The sequence below is a fragment of the Caulobacter hibisci genome (assembly GCF_016135805.1).
GTDB lineage: Bacteria > Pseudomonadota > Alphaproteobacteria > Caulobacterales > Caulobacteraceae > Caulobacter > Caulobacter hibisci.
This window is the reverse complement of record NZ_JADWOX010000002.1, coordinates 518,554-533,828: the sequence shown is the minus strand read 5'-3', so window position 1 is coordinate 533,828 and position 15,275 is coordinate 518,554. Positions and strand designations below refer to the sequence as shown.

General features: G+C 67.5%; 15 protein-coding genes. 2 read left to right on the top strand and 13 right to left on the bottom strand.

The window, feature by feature from the left end; translation table 11 throughout:
- Window positions 1-8 precede the first annotated feature (8 nt).
- From frr to rpsB, 4 genes are all read right to left on the bottom strand, one after another.
- A complete protein-coding gene (gene frr, locus I4Q42_RS05605; RefSeq protein WP_198575067.1) occupies window positions 9-575 on the bottom strand; it encodes a ribosome recycling factor in 567 nt (188 codons plus the stop codon).
- 26 nt (window positions 576-601) lie between these two features.
- Window positions 602-1,333 carry a UMP kinase gene (gene pyrH, locus I4Q42_RS05600; protein ID WP_198575066.1) on the bottom strand — a complete coding sequence of 244 codons (732 nt, stop codon included), beginning with the start codon at window positions 1,331-1,333 and terminating at the stop codon, window positions 602-604.
- A gap of 186 nt (window positions 1,334-1,519) precedes the next feature.
- The gene (gene tsf / locus I4Q42_RS05595) at window positions 1,520-2,458 is read right to left on the bottom strand and encodes a translation elongation factor Ts (RefSeq protein ID WP_198575065.1); all 939 of its coding nucleotides are present in this window, start codon (window positions 2,456-2,458) and stop codon (window positions 1,520-1,522) included.
- A gap of 104 nt (window positions 2,459-2,562) precedes the next feature.
- On the bottom strand, window positions 2,563-3,417 hold the full coding sequence (rpsB, locus tag I4Q42_RS05590) for a 30S ribosomal protein S2 (RefSeq protein ID WP_198575064.1): 855 nt from the start codon (window positions 3,415-3,417) through the stop codon (window positions 2,563-2,565).
- 333 nt (window positions 3,418-3,750) lie between these two features.
- Between rpsB and I4Q42_RS05585 the strand changes: the two genes are divergently transcribed.
- Complete coding sequence (locus I4Q42_RS05585; RefSeq protein WP_198575063.1) at window positions 3,751-4,500, top strand: LuxR C-terminal-related transcriptional regulator; 750 nt, start codon at window positions 3,751-3,753, stop codon at window positions 4,498-4,500.
- 179 nt (window positions 4,501-4,679) lie between these two features.
- Here the strand turns inward: I4Q42_RS05585 and I4Q42_RS05580 are convergent, their stop codons facing one another.
- From I4Q42_RS05580 to sidA, 3 genes are all read right to left on the bottom strand, one after another.
- On the bottom strand, window positions 4,680-5,030 hold the full coding sequence (locus tag I4Q42_RS05580) for a GFA family protein (protein WP_198575062.1): 351 nt from the start codon (window positions 5,028-5,030) through the stop codon (window positions 4,680-4,682).
- Window positions 5,031-5,422: 392 nt separating this feature from the next.
- Entirely contained in the window at window positions 5,423-8,854 is a 3,432-nt protein-coding gene (gene dnaE / locus I4Q42_RS05575; RefSeq protein ID WP_198575179.1) for a DNA polymerase III subunit alpha, read from the bottom strand.
- A 26-nt stretch (window positions 8,855-8,880) separates the two neighbouring features.
- Window positions 8,881-8,970 (bottom strand): cell division inhibitor SidA, encoded by a 90-nt coding sequence (gene sidA / locus I4Q42_RS05570; protein WP_058346375.1) that lies wholly within the window; start codon window positions 8,968-8,970, stop codon window positions 8,881-8,883.
- Between the two features lie 173 nt (window positions 8,971-9,143).
- On the opposite strand from sidA, the gene I4Q42_RS05565 reads away from it, so the two are divergent.
- Entirely contained in the window at window positions 9,144-10,100 is a 957-nt protein-coding gene (locus tag I4Q42_RS05565) for a nucleoside hydrolase (protein WP_198575061.1), read from the top strand.
- Between the two features lie 3 nt (window positions 10,101-10,103).
- Here the strand turns inward: I4Q42_RS05565 and I4Q42_RS05560 are convergent, their stop codons facing one another.
- The 6 genes from I4Q42_RS05560 to I4Q42_RS05535 form a co-directional block, all read right to left on the bottom strand.
- Entirely contained in the window at window positions 10,104-10,790 is a 687-nt protein-coding gene (locus tag I4Q42_RS05560) for an ABC transporter ATP-binding protein (protein ID WP_198575060.1), read from the bottom strand.
- Entirely contained in the window at window positions 10,783-12,057 is a 1,275-nt protein-coding gene (locus tag I4Q42_RS05555) for a lipoprotein-releasing ABC transporter permease subunit (protein ID WP_198575059.1), read from the bottom strand. The genes I4Q42_RS05560 and I4Q42_RS05555 overlap by 8 nt, the downstream gene beginning before the upstream one ends.
- A complete protein-coding gene (gene proS / locus I4Q42_RS05550) occupies window positions 12,057-13,385 on the bottom strand; it encodes a proline--tRNA ligase (RefSeq protein ID WP_198575058.1) in 1,329 nt (442 codons plus the stop codon). Before proS ends, I4Q42_RS05555 begins: the two co-directional genes overlap by 1 nt.
- A gap of 399 nt (window positions 13,386-13,784) precedes the next feature.
- Window positions 13,785-14,045, bottom strand: coding sequence for a DUF1467 family protein (locus I4Q42_RS05545; protein WP_198575057.1), 261 nt, complete (start codon window positions 14,043-14,045; stop codon window positions 13,785-13,787).
- Window positions 14,045-14,464: a methylmalonyl-CoA epimerase gene (mce, locus tag I4Q42_RS05540; RefSeq protein WP_198575056.1), complete on the bottom strand. Its 420-nt coding sequence runs from the start codon at window positions 14,462-14,464 to the stop codon at window positions 14,045-14,047. Before mce ends, I4Q42_RS05545 begins: the two co-directional genes overlap by 1 nt.
- Window positions 14,465-14,537: 73 nt before the next feature.
- Window positions 14,538-15,275, bottom strand: coding sequence for a rhomboid family intramembrane serine protease (locus I4Q42_RS05535; protein WP_198575055.1), 738 nt, complete (start codon window positions 15,273-15,275; stop codon window positions 14,538-14,540).

Sequence of the window (15,275 nt, the reverse complement as noted above, 5' to 3'; positions counted from 1 at the left end):
GAGGACGATCAGACCTGCATGATCTCTTGTTCCTTGATTTTCAAGGCCTCGTCGATGCGCTTGATCGCCTCGTCGGTGAACTTCTGAACCTCAGTTTCCATTTTCTTGCGGTCATCTTCGCTGATGACGCTGGCCTTCTCCGCCTTCTTCAGGTCGTCGTTGGCGTCCCGGCGGATGTTGCGCACAGCCACCTTCTGGCTTTCGGCGTACTTGCCCGCGATCTTGGAGAGGTCCTTACGGCGCTCTTCGGTCAGCGGCGGGATCGGGATACGCAGGTTGTTGCCTTCAACCACCGGGTTCAGGCCGAGGTCCGAGCTACGGATGGCCTTTTCCACGGACGAGACCACGCCCTTGTCCCAGATATTGACGTTGATCTGGCGCGGTTCAGGCACGCTGACCGAGGCGACGGTGTTCAGCTGCACCATCGAACCGTAGGCGTTGACCATGATCTGATCGAGCAGGTTCGACGAGGCGCGACCGGTGCGCAGACCGGCGAAGTCGTCTTTCAAGGATAAGACGGACTTGTCCATGCGGTCTTTGTAACGGGAAAGGACGGGCTTTTCGGCGGCGGCCATGGTGGGGCTCTCTTCGCTTCTTTGGATCAGGCGTTGGTGACGACAGTGTGCGTGCCTTCGCCACGCAGCACGCTGAGCAGGTTACCCCGCCCTTTGATCGAAAACACCACGATCGGAATGTTGCTGTCGCGCATCAGCGCCACGGCCGAGGCGTCCATGACGCGCAGGTCCTTGGCCAGCACGTCCATGTAGCTCAGGCGGTCGTAGCGCTGGGCGCTCGGATCCTTCTTGGGATCGGCGGTGTAGACGCCGTCGACGCTGGTGCCCTTGAACAGGGCGTCGCAGCCCATCTCGGCGGCGCGCAGGGCGGCGGCGGTGTCGGTGGTGAAGAACGGGTTGCCGGTGCCGGCGGCGAAGATCACCACGCGGCCCTTCTCGAGGTGGCGCTGGGCGCGGCGGCGGATGTAGGGCTCGCAGACCGTGGCCATCGGAATGGCCGACTGCACGCGGGTCTGCACGCCGATGCGCTCAAGGGCGTCCTGCATGGCCAGGGCGTTCATCACGGTGGCCAGCATGCCCATGTAGTCGGCGCTGGAGCGTTCCATGCCCTTGGCCGCGCCGGCCATGCCGCGGAAGATGTTGCCGCCGCCGATCACCAGGCAGAGCTCGACGCCCGACTTGACGATCTGGGCGATATCGGCGGCCACGGATTGAACGGTGTTGGTGTCGATCCCGTAGGGCGTGTCGCCCATCAGCACCTCGCCCGACACCTTGAGCAGAAGACGACGGTACGGCTTGGCGGGGGTGGGATCGGACATGAACCGGGCTCTTCCTGAGTCGTCGGCACGCACCATAGTGTGCGTTACACAAAAGTGGGATTGGTTTTGCGCCATCCCGGCGCGACCCATCCAGGCGTGACAAGGGCGCGGCGCGCGTCGAACGCGCCGCGCCCTTGCTTTGATGACAGTGGAGGCAGCGAGCGCAGCCCGCCGCCTTCCTTGTCCTTAGGCCTGGCCGGTCATCGAGGCGACTTCGGCGGCGAAGTCGTCCTGCTTCTTTTCCACGCCTTCGCCCAGGGCGAGACGGGTGAAGCCCTTAACGGTGATCGGCGCGCCGAGGGTCTTTGCGGTCTCGGCGACCAGCTGCTCGACGGTCTGGTCCGGGTTCATGACGAAGGCTTGCTTCAGCAGCACGACTTCTTCCAGGAACTTGCGGATGCGGCCTTCGATCATCTTTTCGATGACCGCCGGCGGCTTGCCCGACTCCAGAGCCTGCTCGGTGAACACGGCCTTTTCGCGCTCGATGGCGGCAGGGTCCAGATCGTCCGGCGACAGCGACAGCGGAGCGGTCGCGGCCACGTGCATGGCGATCTTGCGGCCCAGTTCGCGCAGGGCGGCCTTGTCGGCGGTCGACTCGAGGGCGACCAGAACGCCGATGCGGCCGAGGTCGGGCGCGGTGGCGTTGTGGATGTACGAGGCGACGACGCCGTTCTCGACCGTCCACTTGGCGGCGCGACGGACCATCATGTTCTCGCCGATCGTGGCGATCAGGTTGGTCAGAAGCTCCTGGGCGGTCTCGCCGCCGGCCAGCTTGGCGGCGCCGATGGCTTCGACCGAACCGTCGGTGCCGAGGGCGGCCTGAGCGATCTGGCGAGCCGCGCCCTGGAACAGGTCGTTGCGCGACACGAAGTCGGTTTCGGCGTTCACTTCGACGGCCGTGGCGGTTTCACCCGCGCCGGCTTCGGCGACGGCGATGGCCACCAGGCCTTCGGCGGCGGCGCGATCGGCCTTCTTGGCGGCCTTGGACAGGCCCTTGGCGCGCAGCCAGTCGATGGACGCTTCGATGTCGCCGTTGTTCTCGGACAGGGCCTTCTTGCAGTCCATCATGCCGACGCCGGACTTTTCGCGCAGTTCCTTGACCAGCGCAGCCGTGATCTCAGCCATGGAAAATCTCCAGATTCAAACGTTTAGCGACCGGGCTTGATAGCCCGGTCGCATGTCGGTAACGCGACGGCCGCTCAGCCCCGAAGGGCGCGGCCGGCGAGGGATCAGCCGGCGGCCGGCTCGTCGGCGGCCGGCGCTTCTTCAGCGGCGGCTTCCGGAGCGGCGACTTCCTCGGCGGCCGCTTCAGGAGCGACTTCCGGGGTCAGTTCGCGGGCCAGGGTCGGCTCGATCGGAGCAACCGAGGCGCCGAGGTCGACGCCCGAGGCGGCTTGACCGGCGGCCAGGCCGTCGAGGACAGCGTCGGCGACCAGGTCGCAGTACAGTTGCAAGGCGCGGGCGGCGTCGTCGTTACCCGGGATCGGGTAGGTGATGCCGTCCGGATCGCAGTTGGTGTCGAGGATGGCGACGACCGGGATGTTCAGCTTGCGGGCTTCGAGGATCGCGATCGCTTCCTTGTTGGTGTCGATCACGAACATGATGTCGGGGATGCCGCCCATGTCCTTGATGCCGCCCAGCGACAGCTCGAGCTTGTCGCGCTCGCGGGTCAGCTGCAGCAGTTCCTTCTTGGAACGGCCAGCGCCTTCGCCGCCCAGGACGCCTTCCAGCTCGCGCAGACGAGCGATCGAGCCCGAGACGGTGCGCCAGTTGGTCAGGGTGCCGCCGAGCCAGCGGTGGTTCACGTAGTATTGGGCGCAGCGCTTGGCGGCCGTGGCGACCGGATCCGAAGCCTGGCGCTTGGTGCCGACGAACAGCACGCGGCCGCCGGCGGCGGCGACTTCACGGACCTTCACCAAGGCCTGGTGCAGCAGCGGGATGGTCTGCGACAGGTCGATGATGTGGATGTTCGAGCGCGAACCGAAGATGTAGCGGTCCATCTTCGGGTTCCAGCGGTGCGTCTGGTGGCCGAAGTGGGCGCCGGCTTCCAGGAGCTGACGCATGGAGAATTCGGGAAGAGCCATCGGGCCTTTATCCTTTTTCCGGTTGAACCTCCGCGGACACCCCCGCTCCAGACCATTCTGGAGGCGGGACCGGAACGGCGACGTCGGGATGTCTCCCCGGCGCTGCCGAACGTCCGCGTGTGGAATGGCGCGCAGATACGGCCAAAGCCGCGCAAATGCAACCCCATACGGCGCTTGCCGGGGCGGAAGTCGCCCAGCCTGGGCGCATACGGCCGATCCCGACGCCGCGCCACGCCTGATCCTTGCCGAACGCCCGCCAGGATTGTTGAGTGCGGACAGGCTAGCGCGTGCGGCCTCTGTCCGCCTCTCCCCGACCGACTCGCCAGGCTTGCCGTGCCCGACCTTACATCCCTCTCCGCCGTCGAACGCCGCGTCCTGCTGCTGCTGGCGCGCGGCCATACGGCCAAGACCGCCGCGGCCGAGCTCGGGACTACCGAGGGCGCGATCAACGAGCGCCTGCGCGAGGCGCGGCGCAAGACCGGCGTCGGCAGCAGTCGCCAGCTGGCGCGGCTGGTGGCTGGAGAAGCATCTGGCGACGGGCTGTCGGGGGAAGCGTCGCCTCGCGAGGCGCAGCCCCAAGAAACTGGGGACAGGAAAATCGGACTGGCCGGCGGCGGTGGGCGGGGTCAAGCCAGGCGTCGTTCCCGGGCCGGCTGGCCCCTCTTCGCCGGAGCCTTCGCGATGATCACCCTGGCCGCCATGATCGGCGCCTATGCCGCCCTCGCCCTGGCCGAGCGCCCGGCGCCGTCCGCCGCGCCGGCCGGGACGCCCTCCCCGCCCCGCGTAACGGCCGTCTCGCCCGCGCCCGGAACGGTCGCGCCGGCCGGCCGCCTGGCCCTGACGGTGACCTTCGACCAGCCGATGCAGGCGGGATGGTCGTTCATCGCCCGCGATCCGGCCACCTACCCGGACTGCGAGCGGACCCCGAAGCAGTCCGCCGACCGTCGCAGCTTCACCCTCGCCTGTACGGTGCAGGCGGGACGCGCCTACGAGATCGGCTTCAACAGCGACCGCCACCGCAACTTCGCCTCGGAAGCCGGCGTCCCGGCGATCCCGGCCTTGGTGCGGTTCAAGGCGCGCTGAGCGGGGCGGCGTCTTTTGAGGCCTGGCGGCGCGCTGCTCGAAAGAGCGGCGCGAAGGCCTTGCGAGGCGACGCGCGACACCGGCGGCCGCCGACGCTCAACCGACCACGGCGACGAACCGTCCGCCCCGCCAGTCTCGCCAACTTGCGTCAGCTTTGGTCGCGGCCGGCCACGCCGTCCTCAGAACGACTTGCCGTCGACCTGCTGGGGTTCGAGGGCGAAGACATCGACGTCGTCGACGCAGCGGACATTGATGGCCGCCATCTTCGCGCCGTTCGGGGCCTCGCCGCGGGCAAAGGATTCGATGCCGCAGTCGGCGCAGAACAGGTGCTGGATCTTGCCGGTGTTGAAGCGGTACTCGGTCAGGACGTCATCGCCCGACAGCAGGCTGAACTGGTCGATCGGCGCGAAGGCCAACACCGAGCCCAGCTTGCCGCAGCGCGAGCAGTTGCAGGTGATGACCTGCGACAGATCGGCCTCGACCTCGAAGCGAACCTTGCCGCATTGGCAGCCGCCGGCGTGCTTGGTCATGTCGTCCTCCCTTGGCTGGCGACGGCGCGCCGCCAGCTTCCCTGCTCATACGCCCGCACGGATCCGCGCTGATCGCCTTGCCGGAGCACAAAGCCTGATGATCGACGGTCGCGTCGCCCGCGATCAAGGACGCTCCGGCAGAACATTGCAAACGCTCACGACAAAGGGCCACCGCAAGCCGCCACTGCAAACGGCGTCGACGATCGATCCTCGCCCCGGCGGCCCCGCAACAGGCTCCAGGCTTCGCACATCCAGGGCGCGCCCGCGCGGGCGAACCGCACACACCTGACCCTGGCGCGCTCTGGCGCATGGTCGTTGCGCGTCCCGCCAAACCGCAAGCCTCTCGGCCCGGACCCACATATCGACGCACCCAAGCCGAACGGGGCGCGCCGCTAGATGTCTTCCAGCAGCGCCACGCCCGGCGCTGTCTTCAGAGCGCCGCGCAGCGAGGCGTCGAGGGTGTAGCGGCCCGGCAGCTTCAGCTCGATCTCGCGACCGCCGCCCAGCGCCGCCACGAAGCTGATCTCGCCGCCCTTCTGGGCCGCGGCCGGCTCGATGCGGCGCTTGAGGGCCTCGATCTCGGTGGCCGAGGGCGACAGGTGCACGCGCAGGCCGGCGACGACGTTCTCGATGGCCTTCTCGATCGGCTCGGCGTCGTCGCCGAAGAACCGCACCTCGCCGTCGCGGGCCTTGGACCGAACCTTGATGACCACGCCCTTGCCCGGCTCCAGCACGTCTCGGCACTTGCGCAGGGATTCCGGCGGGAACAGCACCTCATATTCGCCGGACGGATCCGACAGCGAGACGAAGGCGAAGCGCTCGCCGCTCTGCGAGGCGCGCTCCTGGCGGCGACGGACGATGCCGCACATCCGCAGGGCCTCGGCGCCGGCCTCGGCCTGGGCCAGGGCCTCGGTCAGCATGACCGTGCGCCGGCGGCGCAGCATGCCGATCATGTCCTCCAGCGGGTGGCCGGTCAGGTAGAAGCCGACAGCCGACAGTTCCTCGTCGAGCAGATCGACCTGGGTCCACGGTTCGACCTTCTTCAGGCGCGGCCGGCTGGCGGCGGCGTCGCCGCCAAACAGGGCGTGCTGGCCGCCCTGACGGTCGGCGGCGATGCTCTGGCCGTGGGCGATCAGCACGTCGGCGTTGGCGAACACCTGGGCGCGGTTCTTGTGCAGCGAGTCGAAGGCCCCGGCCCGGGCCAGGTTTTCGATGGCGCGCTTATTGACCTGCTTGGGATCGACCCGCTCGACGAAGTCGAAGATGTCGCGGAACGGCCCGCCCTCCTCGCGCACGGCGACGAGGTGCTTCATGGCTTCGAGACCGACGTTGCGCACTGCGCCGAGGGCGTAGAGCACCTCGCCGTTCTCGACCTCGAAGTCGGCGCCCGAGCGATTGACGTCGGGAGCCCGCACCGTGATCGAGAAGCGACGGGCGTCCTGATGGAAGACCGCCAGCTTGTCGGTGTTGGAGATATCGAGGCTCATCGACGCGGCGAGGAACTCGACCGGCGTGTTGGCCTTCAGCCAGGCCGTCTGATAGGCGATCAGGGCGTAGGCGGCCGCGTGACTCTTGTTGAAGCCGTAGCCGGCGAACTTGGCCACCAGTTCGAAGATCGAGCCCGACTGATCCTCGGGCACGCCCTTTTCCTTGGCGCCGGAGACGAAACGGATCTTCTGGAGATCCATCTCCTCCTTCTTCTTCTTGCCCATGGCGCGACGCAGCAGGTCGGCCTCGCCCAGGCTGTAGCCGGCCAGGATCTGGGCGATCTGCATCACCTGTTCCTGGTAGACGATGACGCCATAGGTCTCGCGCAGCACGCCTTCCAGCGACGGGTGCAGGGTGTCGACGGGCTTTCGGCCGAATTTGCAGTCGACGAAGGTGTCGATGTTGTCCATCGGGCCAGGGCGATAGAGCGAGATCAGCGCGGTGATCTCCTCGATCGAGCCGCAGCGCATCTTGCGCAGGGTGTCGCGCATGCCCTGGCTTTCGAGCTGGAACACCCCGACCGTCTGGCCCGAGGCGAGCAGCTCGTAGCTCTTGGTGTCGTCGAACGGCAGGCGGCCGAGATCGACCTCCATGCCGCGCTTGCGCAGGTGCTTCACCGCGCGGTCGAGCACGGTCAGGGTCTTCAGGCCCAGGAAATCGAACTTCACCAGGCCGGCGCTCTCGACCCACTTCATGTTGAACTGGGTGGCCGGAAAGTCCGAGCGCGGATCCTTGTAGAGTGGCGTAAGCTGGGTCAGGGGCCGGTCGCCGATCACAACGCCGGCGGCGTGGGTCGAGGCGTTGCGGAACAGGCCTTCCAGCTGCAGGGCCACGTCCAGGCAGTTGGAGACGTTGGCGTCTTCGTTCTTGGCCTGCTTGAGGCGCGGCTCGATGTCGATGGCCTGGGCCAGGGTCACCGGCGCAGCCGGGTTGTTGGGCACCATCTTGCAGAGACGATCGACCAAGCCCAACGGCAGCTGCATCACCCGGCCGACGTCGCGCAGCACGGCGCGCGCCTGCAACGAACCGAAGGTGATGATCTGGGCCACGCGGTCGCGACCGTACTTGTCCTGGACGTAGGCGATGACCTCTTCGCGCCGCTCCTGGCAGAAGTCGACGTCGAAGTCGGGCATCGAGACCCGCTCGGGATTGAGGAAGCGCTCGAACAGCAGGCCAAAGCGCAGCGGGTCGAGATCGGTGATGGTCAGCACCCAGGCGACCAGCGAACCGGCGCCCGACCCCCGCCCCGGACCGACCGGAATGCCGTGGTCCTTGCCCCACTTGATGAAGTCGGAAACGATCAGGAAGTAGCCGGGGAAGCCCATCTTGACGATGATGCCCAGCTCGAAGTCGAGCCGTTCCCAGTAGACGTGTTCTTCCATCGCCAGGGTCAGGCCGTCGAGCCGCTTGCGCAGGCCTTCGCGGGCCTGGTGGGCCAGTTCCTCGGCTTCGTTGCGGCCGTCGCCGGTGGGGAAGCTGGGCAGGATCGGGTCGCGCTTCTTGACCATGAAGGCGCAGCGCCGGGCGATGTCGAGGGTGTTGTCGCAGGCTTCGGGCAGGTCGGCGAACAGCTTGCGCATCGCGTCGGCCGGCTTGAACCAGTGCTCGGGCGTCACCCGCCGCCGCTCGTCCTGGCCGACGAAGGAGCCGTCGGCGATGCACAGCAGCGCGTCGTGGGCGTCGTAGAGCTCGGGCTTGGCGTAGTAGCAGTCGTTGGTCGCCACCAGCGGCGCGTCGTGGTCATAGGCCCAATCGACCAGCCCCGGCTCGGCCGCCGCCTGCTGGGGCAGGCCGTGGCGCTGGAGCTCGACATAGAAGCGGTCGCCGAACGCCCGCTGCATCTCCGCCAGGGCCGCATGGCCCTCGGCGGTCTTGCCGGCGGCGAGCAGCGAGTCCACCGGACCGTCGGTTCCGCCCGACAGCAGGATCAGGCCTTCCGAATGCTCGACCACCTTGGCCCAGGGCACCACCGGCTCGGCCAGTTCGCCGCTTTCCAGATAGGCCAGGGACGACAGTTCCGAGAGGTTCAGATAGCCCTTCTCATTCTGCACCAGCAGGGTGATCGTCGGCTCGCGCGCCCAACGCTCGGACGGCTTGGCGCCGATGCCGTTGACCGGCAGGGCGCAGCCGATCAGCGGCTGAACTCCGTTGTCCTTGGCGTAGACGGAAAATTCCAGAGCGCCAAACAGGTTGGCGCGGTCGGTGATCCCCACCGCGGGCATGCCGCCGGCGGCCGTCATGCTCGGGATCTTGTCGGCCTTGATGGCCCCTTCCAGCAGCGAATAGGCTGACCGGACGCGGAGGTGGACGAAACCCTGACCTTCCACACCCGACATGACCATGACCTCGCTGCTTTATCGACTCAGGCCACCAACTGGGCGACCGAACACATCATCCAGACGAAGCCGGCGACAGATACAAGCGCCAAAGACTCACGTGCGATCCGGACCATAACATCCCTCCACAGCTCGTTGACCAGTTGCTGTTTTGTTCTTTATTCCCCTTTTGTTCCCATCACAATAGTCCACAGGCGCGTTGCGCGCTTTTTTGTCGCGCGGGGCTGATGGACGCGGTTCAACCTTGCCGCTCTGGCCATGACGGCTCGAAAGCGGCAGAAGCCCGACCATGCGCCTGATCATCGACACCGACACCGCCGGAGACGACGTCTTCTCCCTGATGCTGGCCCTGCGCCGCCCGGGCGTGACCGTCGAGGCCATCACCATCAGCCACGGCAATGTCGGCTTCGAGCAGCACGCCGAGAACGCCCTGGTCACGCTGGAGGCCTGCGAGGCGGCCGGCGTTCCGGTCTATCTGGGGGCCGGCAAGCCGTTCAGCCGCATCCCGCTGGACGCGGCCTATGTGTTCGGCGCCGACGGCATGAGCGACGCGGCCTTCGCCAAGACCGCCCAGCGCCCCTCCCCCGGCCACGCGGCCGACGAGATCGTGCGGCGGGTGATGGAAGCGCCCGGCGAGATCACCCTGCTGGCCCAGGCGCCGCTGACCAACATCGCCCTGGCCGTGCTGCGCGAGCCGGCCATCGCCCAGGCCGCCAAGGCCCTGTGGGTGATGGGCGGCACTGACAACGGGGTCGGCAACGTCACCCCAGCGGCCGAATACAATTTCTATGTCGACCCGGAGGCGGCCAAGATCGTCGTCAACGCCGGCTTTGACCTGCACGTGGTGACCTGGACCCAGACCCTGCGCGACGGCCTGCTGACCACGGCGCAACTGGCCGAACTCGACGCGATCGGCACGCCGCGCGCCAGGTTCTTCACCAAGGTCAACGAGGCCTCGCTGGCCTTCGCCCGCGACACCGAGGGCCTGGACGGCAGCCTGCACCCCGACGCCCTGACCTGCGCGGCCATGCTGGACGAGGCTCTGGTGCTGGACGCCGAGCGCTGCGTCATCGACGTCGAGATCCAGGGCGAGCTGACACGCGGCTATCTCAGCGTCTCGCACTCGATCCTGCCGGACATCGAGATCGCCGACCCGGCCCTCAAGCGCCGCGAGCCCAACGCCCGGGTGATCAAGAAGATCGACCAGGCGGGGTTCTTCAACGCGATGCGGGACGCCCTGCTCTAGCCCCTAAAAGGTCTGCGGCTCCAGGTGGCCGTCGCGCAGGGCGAAGACCCGGTCCATGTATCGGGCCAGCTCCATGTTGTGGGTGGCGATCAGGGCGGCGACGCCCTGGCCGCGCGCCAGGTCATAGAGCGCCTGGAAGGTGGCGGCCGAGGTCGCGGGATCCAGGTTGCCGGTCGGCTCGTCGGCCAGCAGCAGCTTGGGCGAATTGGCCAGGGCGCGGGCGATGGCCACGCGCTGCTGCTCGCCGCCCGACATCTGGCCGGGCTGGTGATCGACGCGGGCGGAAAGGCCTAGCTGGCTGAGCAGAGCCACGGCCCGCTCGCGCGCCTCGCCACGGCCCTTGCCGGCGATCATCTGCGGCATCTCCACGTTCTCGGCGGCCGAGAACTCCGGCAGCAGATGGTGGAACTGGTAGACGAAGCCGACGGTCGACAGCCGCACCTTGGTGCGCTGGCGCTCGGACAGCTTGGAGCAGTCCTTGCCGTCGACGGCGACGATACCGGCGTCGGGGCGCTCCAGCAGGCCGGCGGCGTGCAGCAGCGACGACTTGCCCGAGCCCGACGGGCCGATCAGGCCGACCACTTCGCCGGGATAGACGTCGAGGTCGGCGCCGCGCAGCACGGTCAACTTGCCCGCCTCGGTGACATAGGTGCGCTCGAGGCCGCGCAGGGACAGGACGGGACTATTCATAGCGAAGGGCCTCCACCGGATCGAGGCGCGAGGCGCGCAGGGCCGGCGGCAGGGTGGCCAGGATGCTCATCAGGGTGGAGATGGCGACGATGCCGCCCACCTCGGCCCAGTCGATCTTGGCCGGGATGTGGGCCAGGAAATAGATGTCGGCGCTGAACACCGACGTGCCGGTGGCCCATTCGACGAAGCTCTGGATCGCCGTGATGTTGGCGCAGAACAGCACGCCCAAGAGCAGGCCGGTCAGGGTGCCGGCCAGGCCGATCGAGGCGCCGGCCATGATGAAGATCCGCAGGATCGACGACTGGCTGGCCCCCATGGTGCGCAGGATGGCGATGTCGCGGCCCTTGTTCTTCACCAGCATGACCAGGCCGGAGATGATGTTCAGGGTCGCGATGGCGACGATGAAGAACAGGATCAGCCGCATGACCTTGCGCTCGACCTGCAAGGCGTTGAAGTAGCTGCTGTTCTTGTCCATCCAGTCGGTGATGAAGGCGCCCGGGCCGACTGCCTGCTCGATGGTGGCCTTGGCCAGCTTGGCGTTGTCGGGGTCGGTGAGCTTGACCTCGACATAGTCGATGGCCGTGTCGCGCCCGAAGAACGGCTGCGCCTGGGCCAGCGGCATCATCACGTAGGACTCGTCGAACTGGCTCATGCCGACGCTGAAGATCCCGCCGACGACATAGTCCTTTTCTCGGGTCGAGGTGCCGAAGGCGGTGGCCGGGCCTGAGGGCGAGATCAGGGTGATCGGGTCGCCGACCGAGAGGCCCAGATTGCGGGCCATGCGGTCGCCGATCAGCACCATGTCGCCGCCGTACTCGCCCTCGCCGAAGCCGTCGAGCGAGCCCTGCTTGATGTTGGCCGAGATCAGCTTCATGCCGCGCAGATCGGCCGGATTGACGCCGCGAACGATGGCGCCGGTCACCTGGTTGGGACCGATGACCATGGCCTGGGCCTCGACCAGGGGCGCTGCCTGGATCACGCCGGGCACGGCCTTGATGCGGGCGATGACGCCCTCGCGGTCGGGGCCATTCACGAGCGGCCCCTGGGCGTAGATGTGGCCGTTGAAGCCGAGCAGCCGGCCGAGAAGCTCGGCGCGGAAGCCGTTCATGACGCTCATCACGGTGATCAGGGCGAAGACCGCCAGCATCACCGCGCTGAACGAGATGACCGAGATCAGGGCGACGCCGCCGTTCTTGCGCTTGGTGCGCAGGTAACGCCAGGCGACCGTCCGCTCCCAGGTCCCGAAAGGCCCCGCGCCGAGCGCCATCAGGCGGCGGCCTTGCCGGTCAGGCGGGCCACGGCCGCGTCGAGCGGCTCGGTGACCCGTTCGCCGGTCTTGCGGTTCTTCAGCTCGACCACGCCCTCGGCCACGCCCTTGGGGCCGACGATCAGCTGCCAAGGCAGGCCGATCAGGTCCATGGTGGCGAACTTGGCGCCGCCGCGAGCGTCGGTGTCGTCATAGAGCACGTCGACGCCGGCCGCCTGCAGGGCCTTGTAGGCGCCGTCGCAGACGCCGTCGCAGGCCGCGTCGCCCTGGCGCATGTTGACGATGCCCACGTGGTAGGGCGCGACGCTTTCCGGCCAGATGATGCCGCCCTCGTCGTGGCTGGCCTCGATGATCGCGCCCAGCAGGCGCGAGACGCCGACGCCGTAGCTGCCCATCTGGGCCGGCACTTCCTTGCCGTCGGGACCCATGACGTAGGCCTTCATCGGCTCGGAATACTTCGTGCCGAACGAGAAGATGTGGCCGACCTCGATGCCGCGGGCCGACAGGCGGTCGCCCTCGGGGATGGCGTCGAAGGCGGCTTCGTCGTGCATTTCCTCGGTCGCGGCGTAGAGCGCGGTGCGCTGGTCGACCAGCGGCTGCAGGTCGCCGTACCAGTCGACGTCGGGACCGGGCGCGGCCATCTCGACCAGGTCCTTGTGGCAGAAGACGGCGCTTTCGCCGGTCTCGGCCAGGACGATGAACTCGTGGCTCAGGTCGCCGCCGATCGGGCCGGTGTCCGCGCGCATCGGCACGGCCTTCAGGCCCATCCGCGAGAACAGGTTCAGATAGGCCACGAACATGCGGTTGTAGGACTTGCGCGCGCCCTCGGCGTCGAGGTCGAAGCTGTAGGCGTCCTTCATCAGGAACTCGCGGCCGCGCATGACGCCGAAGCGCGGGCGGCGCTCGTCGCGGAACTTCCACTGCACGTGATAGAGGTTCTTGGGCAGGTCCTTGTAGGACTTCACCGAGCCCCGGAAGATCTCGGTGACCATTTCCTCGTTGGTGGGCCCGTACAGCAGCTCGCGCTCATGGCGGTCGGTGATGCGCAGCATCTCCGGGCCGTAGGCGTCGTAGCGCCCCGACTCGCGCCACAGGTCGGCCAGTTGCAGGGTCGGCATCAAGAGCTCGATGGCGCCGGCCCGGTCCATCTCCTCACGGACGATCTGCTCGACCTTGTTGAGCACGCGCAGGCCCAGCGGCAGCCAAGCGTAGATGCCGGCGGCTTCCTGCCGGATCATGCCAGCGCGCAGCATCAGCTGGTGCGAGGCGATCTGGGCGTCGGAGGGAGCTTCTTTCAGGACGGGCAGGAAGTAGCGCGACAGGCGCATGGAAGAGACGTCTCCGGGGGAATTCGAGGCGTTGAGATAGCCGGTCGCCGTTCAGCTTGGCAACGCGCGCGGCGAAAAGATGGCATTTTGAGTTGTCGAGGACGTCCGGACGCGAAACCGCGCTCACTTTCACCTAACGCCCTCGAACGGAGCCATAACGAAAAGAAGGCCGCGCGGTTCACTCGCGCGGCCATCAAGTTCATCGTCGGGGAAGACGCCACAGAGCAAGGCCGAACCCGGCCTCGTCATGACAATCTAGGCCTGCCGAACGGCTGTTGGGGCATCCGATTGCCGCCAAGCTGGCAAGTCGGCCTGTTTCGCCCAACCGATAGGCGTTTTGCGGGCAGAAGGCCGGCCCTCGCCCAAGGCTTGGGCGCCCGGGCCCGTTCTGCAAATTTTTCAGTAGGTCGAGGGCAGGTCGGGCAGAGTCACCAGGTGGAACTTCACCACCAGCCACAGCACCGCGAACAGCGCCGCCGCTATCCACGTGGTGGTCAGGAACTTGCGCTTGAGGTTCGGATTGACCGGCGCGCCAGGATCCGCACCCGGCGGCGGCTCGATTCCCATCTCGTGAAAGCTGCGCGTACCGAGCGGCAGGACCGCGAACAGCACCGTCCACCAGATGGTCAGGAAGATCGCGATGCTGGTGATCGGGCCCATCAGTGATGCGCGTCCTTGGGGCTTTCCATCAATTCCACGAGCAGGCCGCCCATGTCCTTGGGGTGAACGAAGACGATCAGCGTGCCATGGGCGCCGATCCGAGGTTCGCCTAGCACGGTGGCGCCCTTGGCGACCAGGGAATCACGCGCCGCGTGGATGTCGTCGACCTCGAAGCAGATGTGGTGCTGGCCGCCCCTGGGGTTCTTGGCGAGAAAGCCGTGGATCGGCGAGTTCTCGCCATAGGGCTCGATCAGCTCGATCTGGCTGTTAGGCAGGTTGACGAAGCACACCCAGACCCCCTGCTCGGGCATGGCCCACTTGTCGGTCACCGAGGTGGCGCCGAGCAGTTCGCGGTACATCTTCACCGACTCGTCGATGGAGGGGGTGGCGACGCCGACGTGGTTGAGCCTGCCGATCATGGTGCGTGGGTCCTGGCTGCTGGATCTTGCGCCAACTAACCCAGCCTCCGCGTACGGCAGTCAAGCGGGGCCTTCACGCGGGGCGCGCGACCTTCAGCCAATGGAAGCGGGCGGGCATGACCTGGATCAGCAGGAAACCGGCCAGGAAACCGCCCAGGTGGGCCTGCCAGGCGATGCCGCCCGCTCCCCCCGACACCGCGCCGTAGCCGAAGGCGGCTCCCAGGACGACGAGGTTGGAAATCACGGCCGAGCCCACCTGGCGCAGCACGGACGGAGCGAAGATCGGTGCGAGCTTCGCCTCTCCCGGTCCACTGAGCCGCGCGAGCGCGCCCCAGAGGCCGAAGATCGCTCCGGAGGCCCCGACGACCAGCACCTGGTCGGCGCCCAGCAGCAGGAACGCCCCCGCCCCGGCCAAGCCGCAGACGAGGTAGAAGACGAGGAACAGCAGCCCGCCCAGCGCGTCTCGGCCGAACCGCTGGGCGATCGCCGGCCCGAGGGCGACCAGTCCGCCGCTGTTGAAGACGACGTGCAGCCAGCCCCACTCCTGGCCCCAGCTCATGTGCACGAACATGTGGGTCAGCGGGGTCCACCACAGACCCTGGTAGACCCCCGGCTTCCAGAGGCCGCCGAGCACGAAGATCGTCTCGCCCGCGCCGAGCAGCTCGCCCGCCGACTGGACCAGCATGGCGAGCCAGATCGCCATCAGCATGACGATCACCGGCCAGGCCTCGGACCAGAGGATGGCCGGACTCCGGCCGAAAAGCCGCTCACGCGGCGCTTCGACCGGGATCGGATCCTCTGGCGTGGTCAT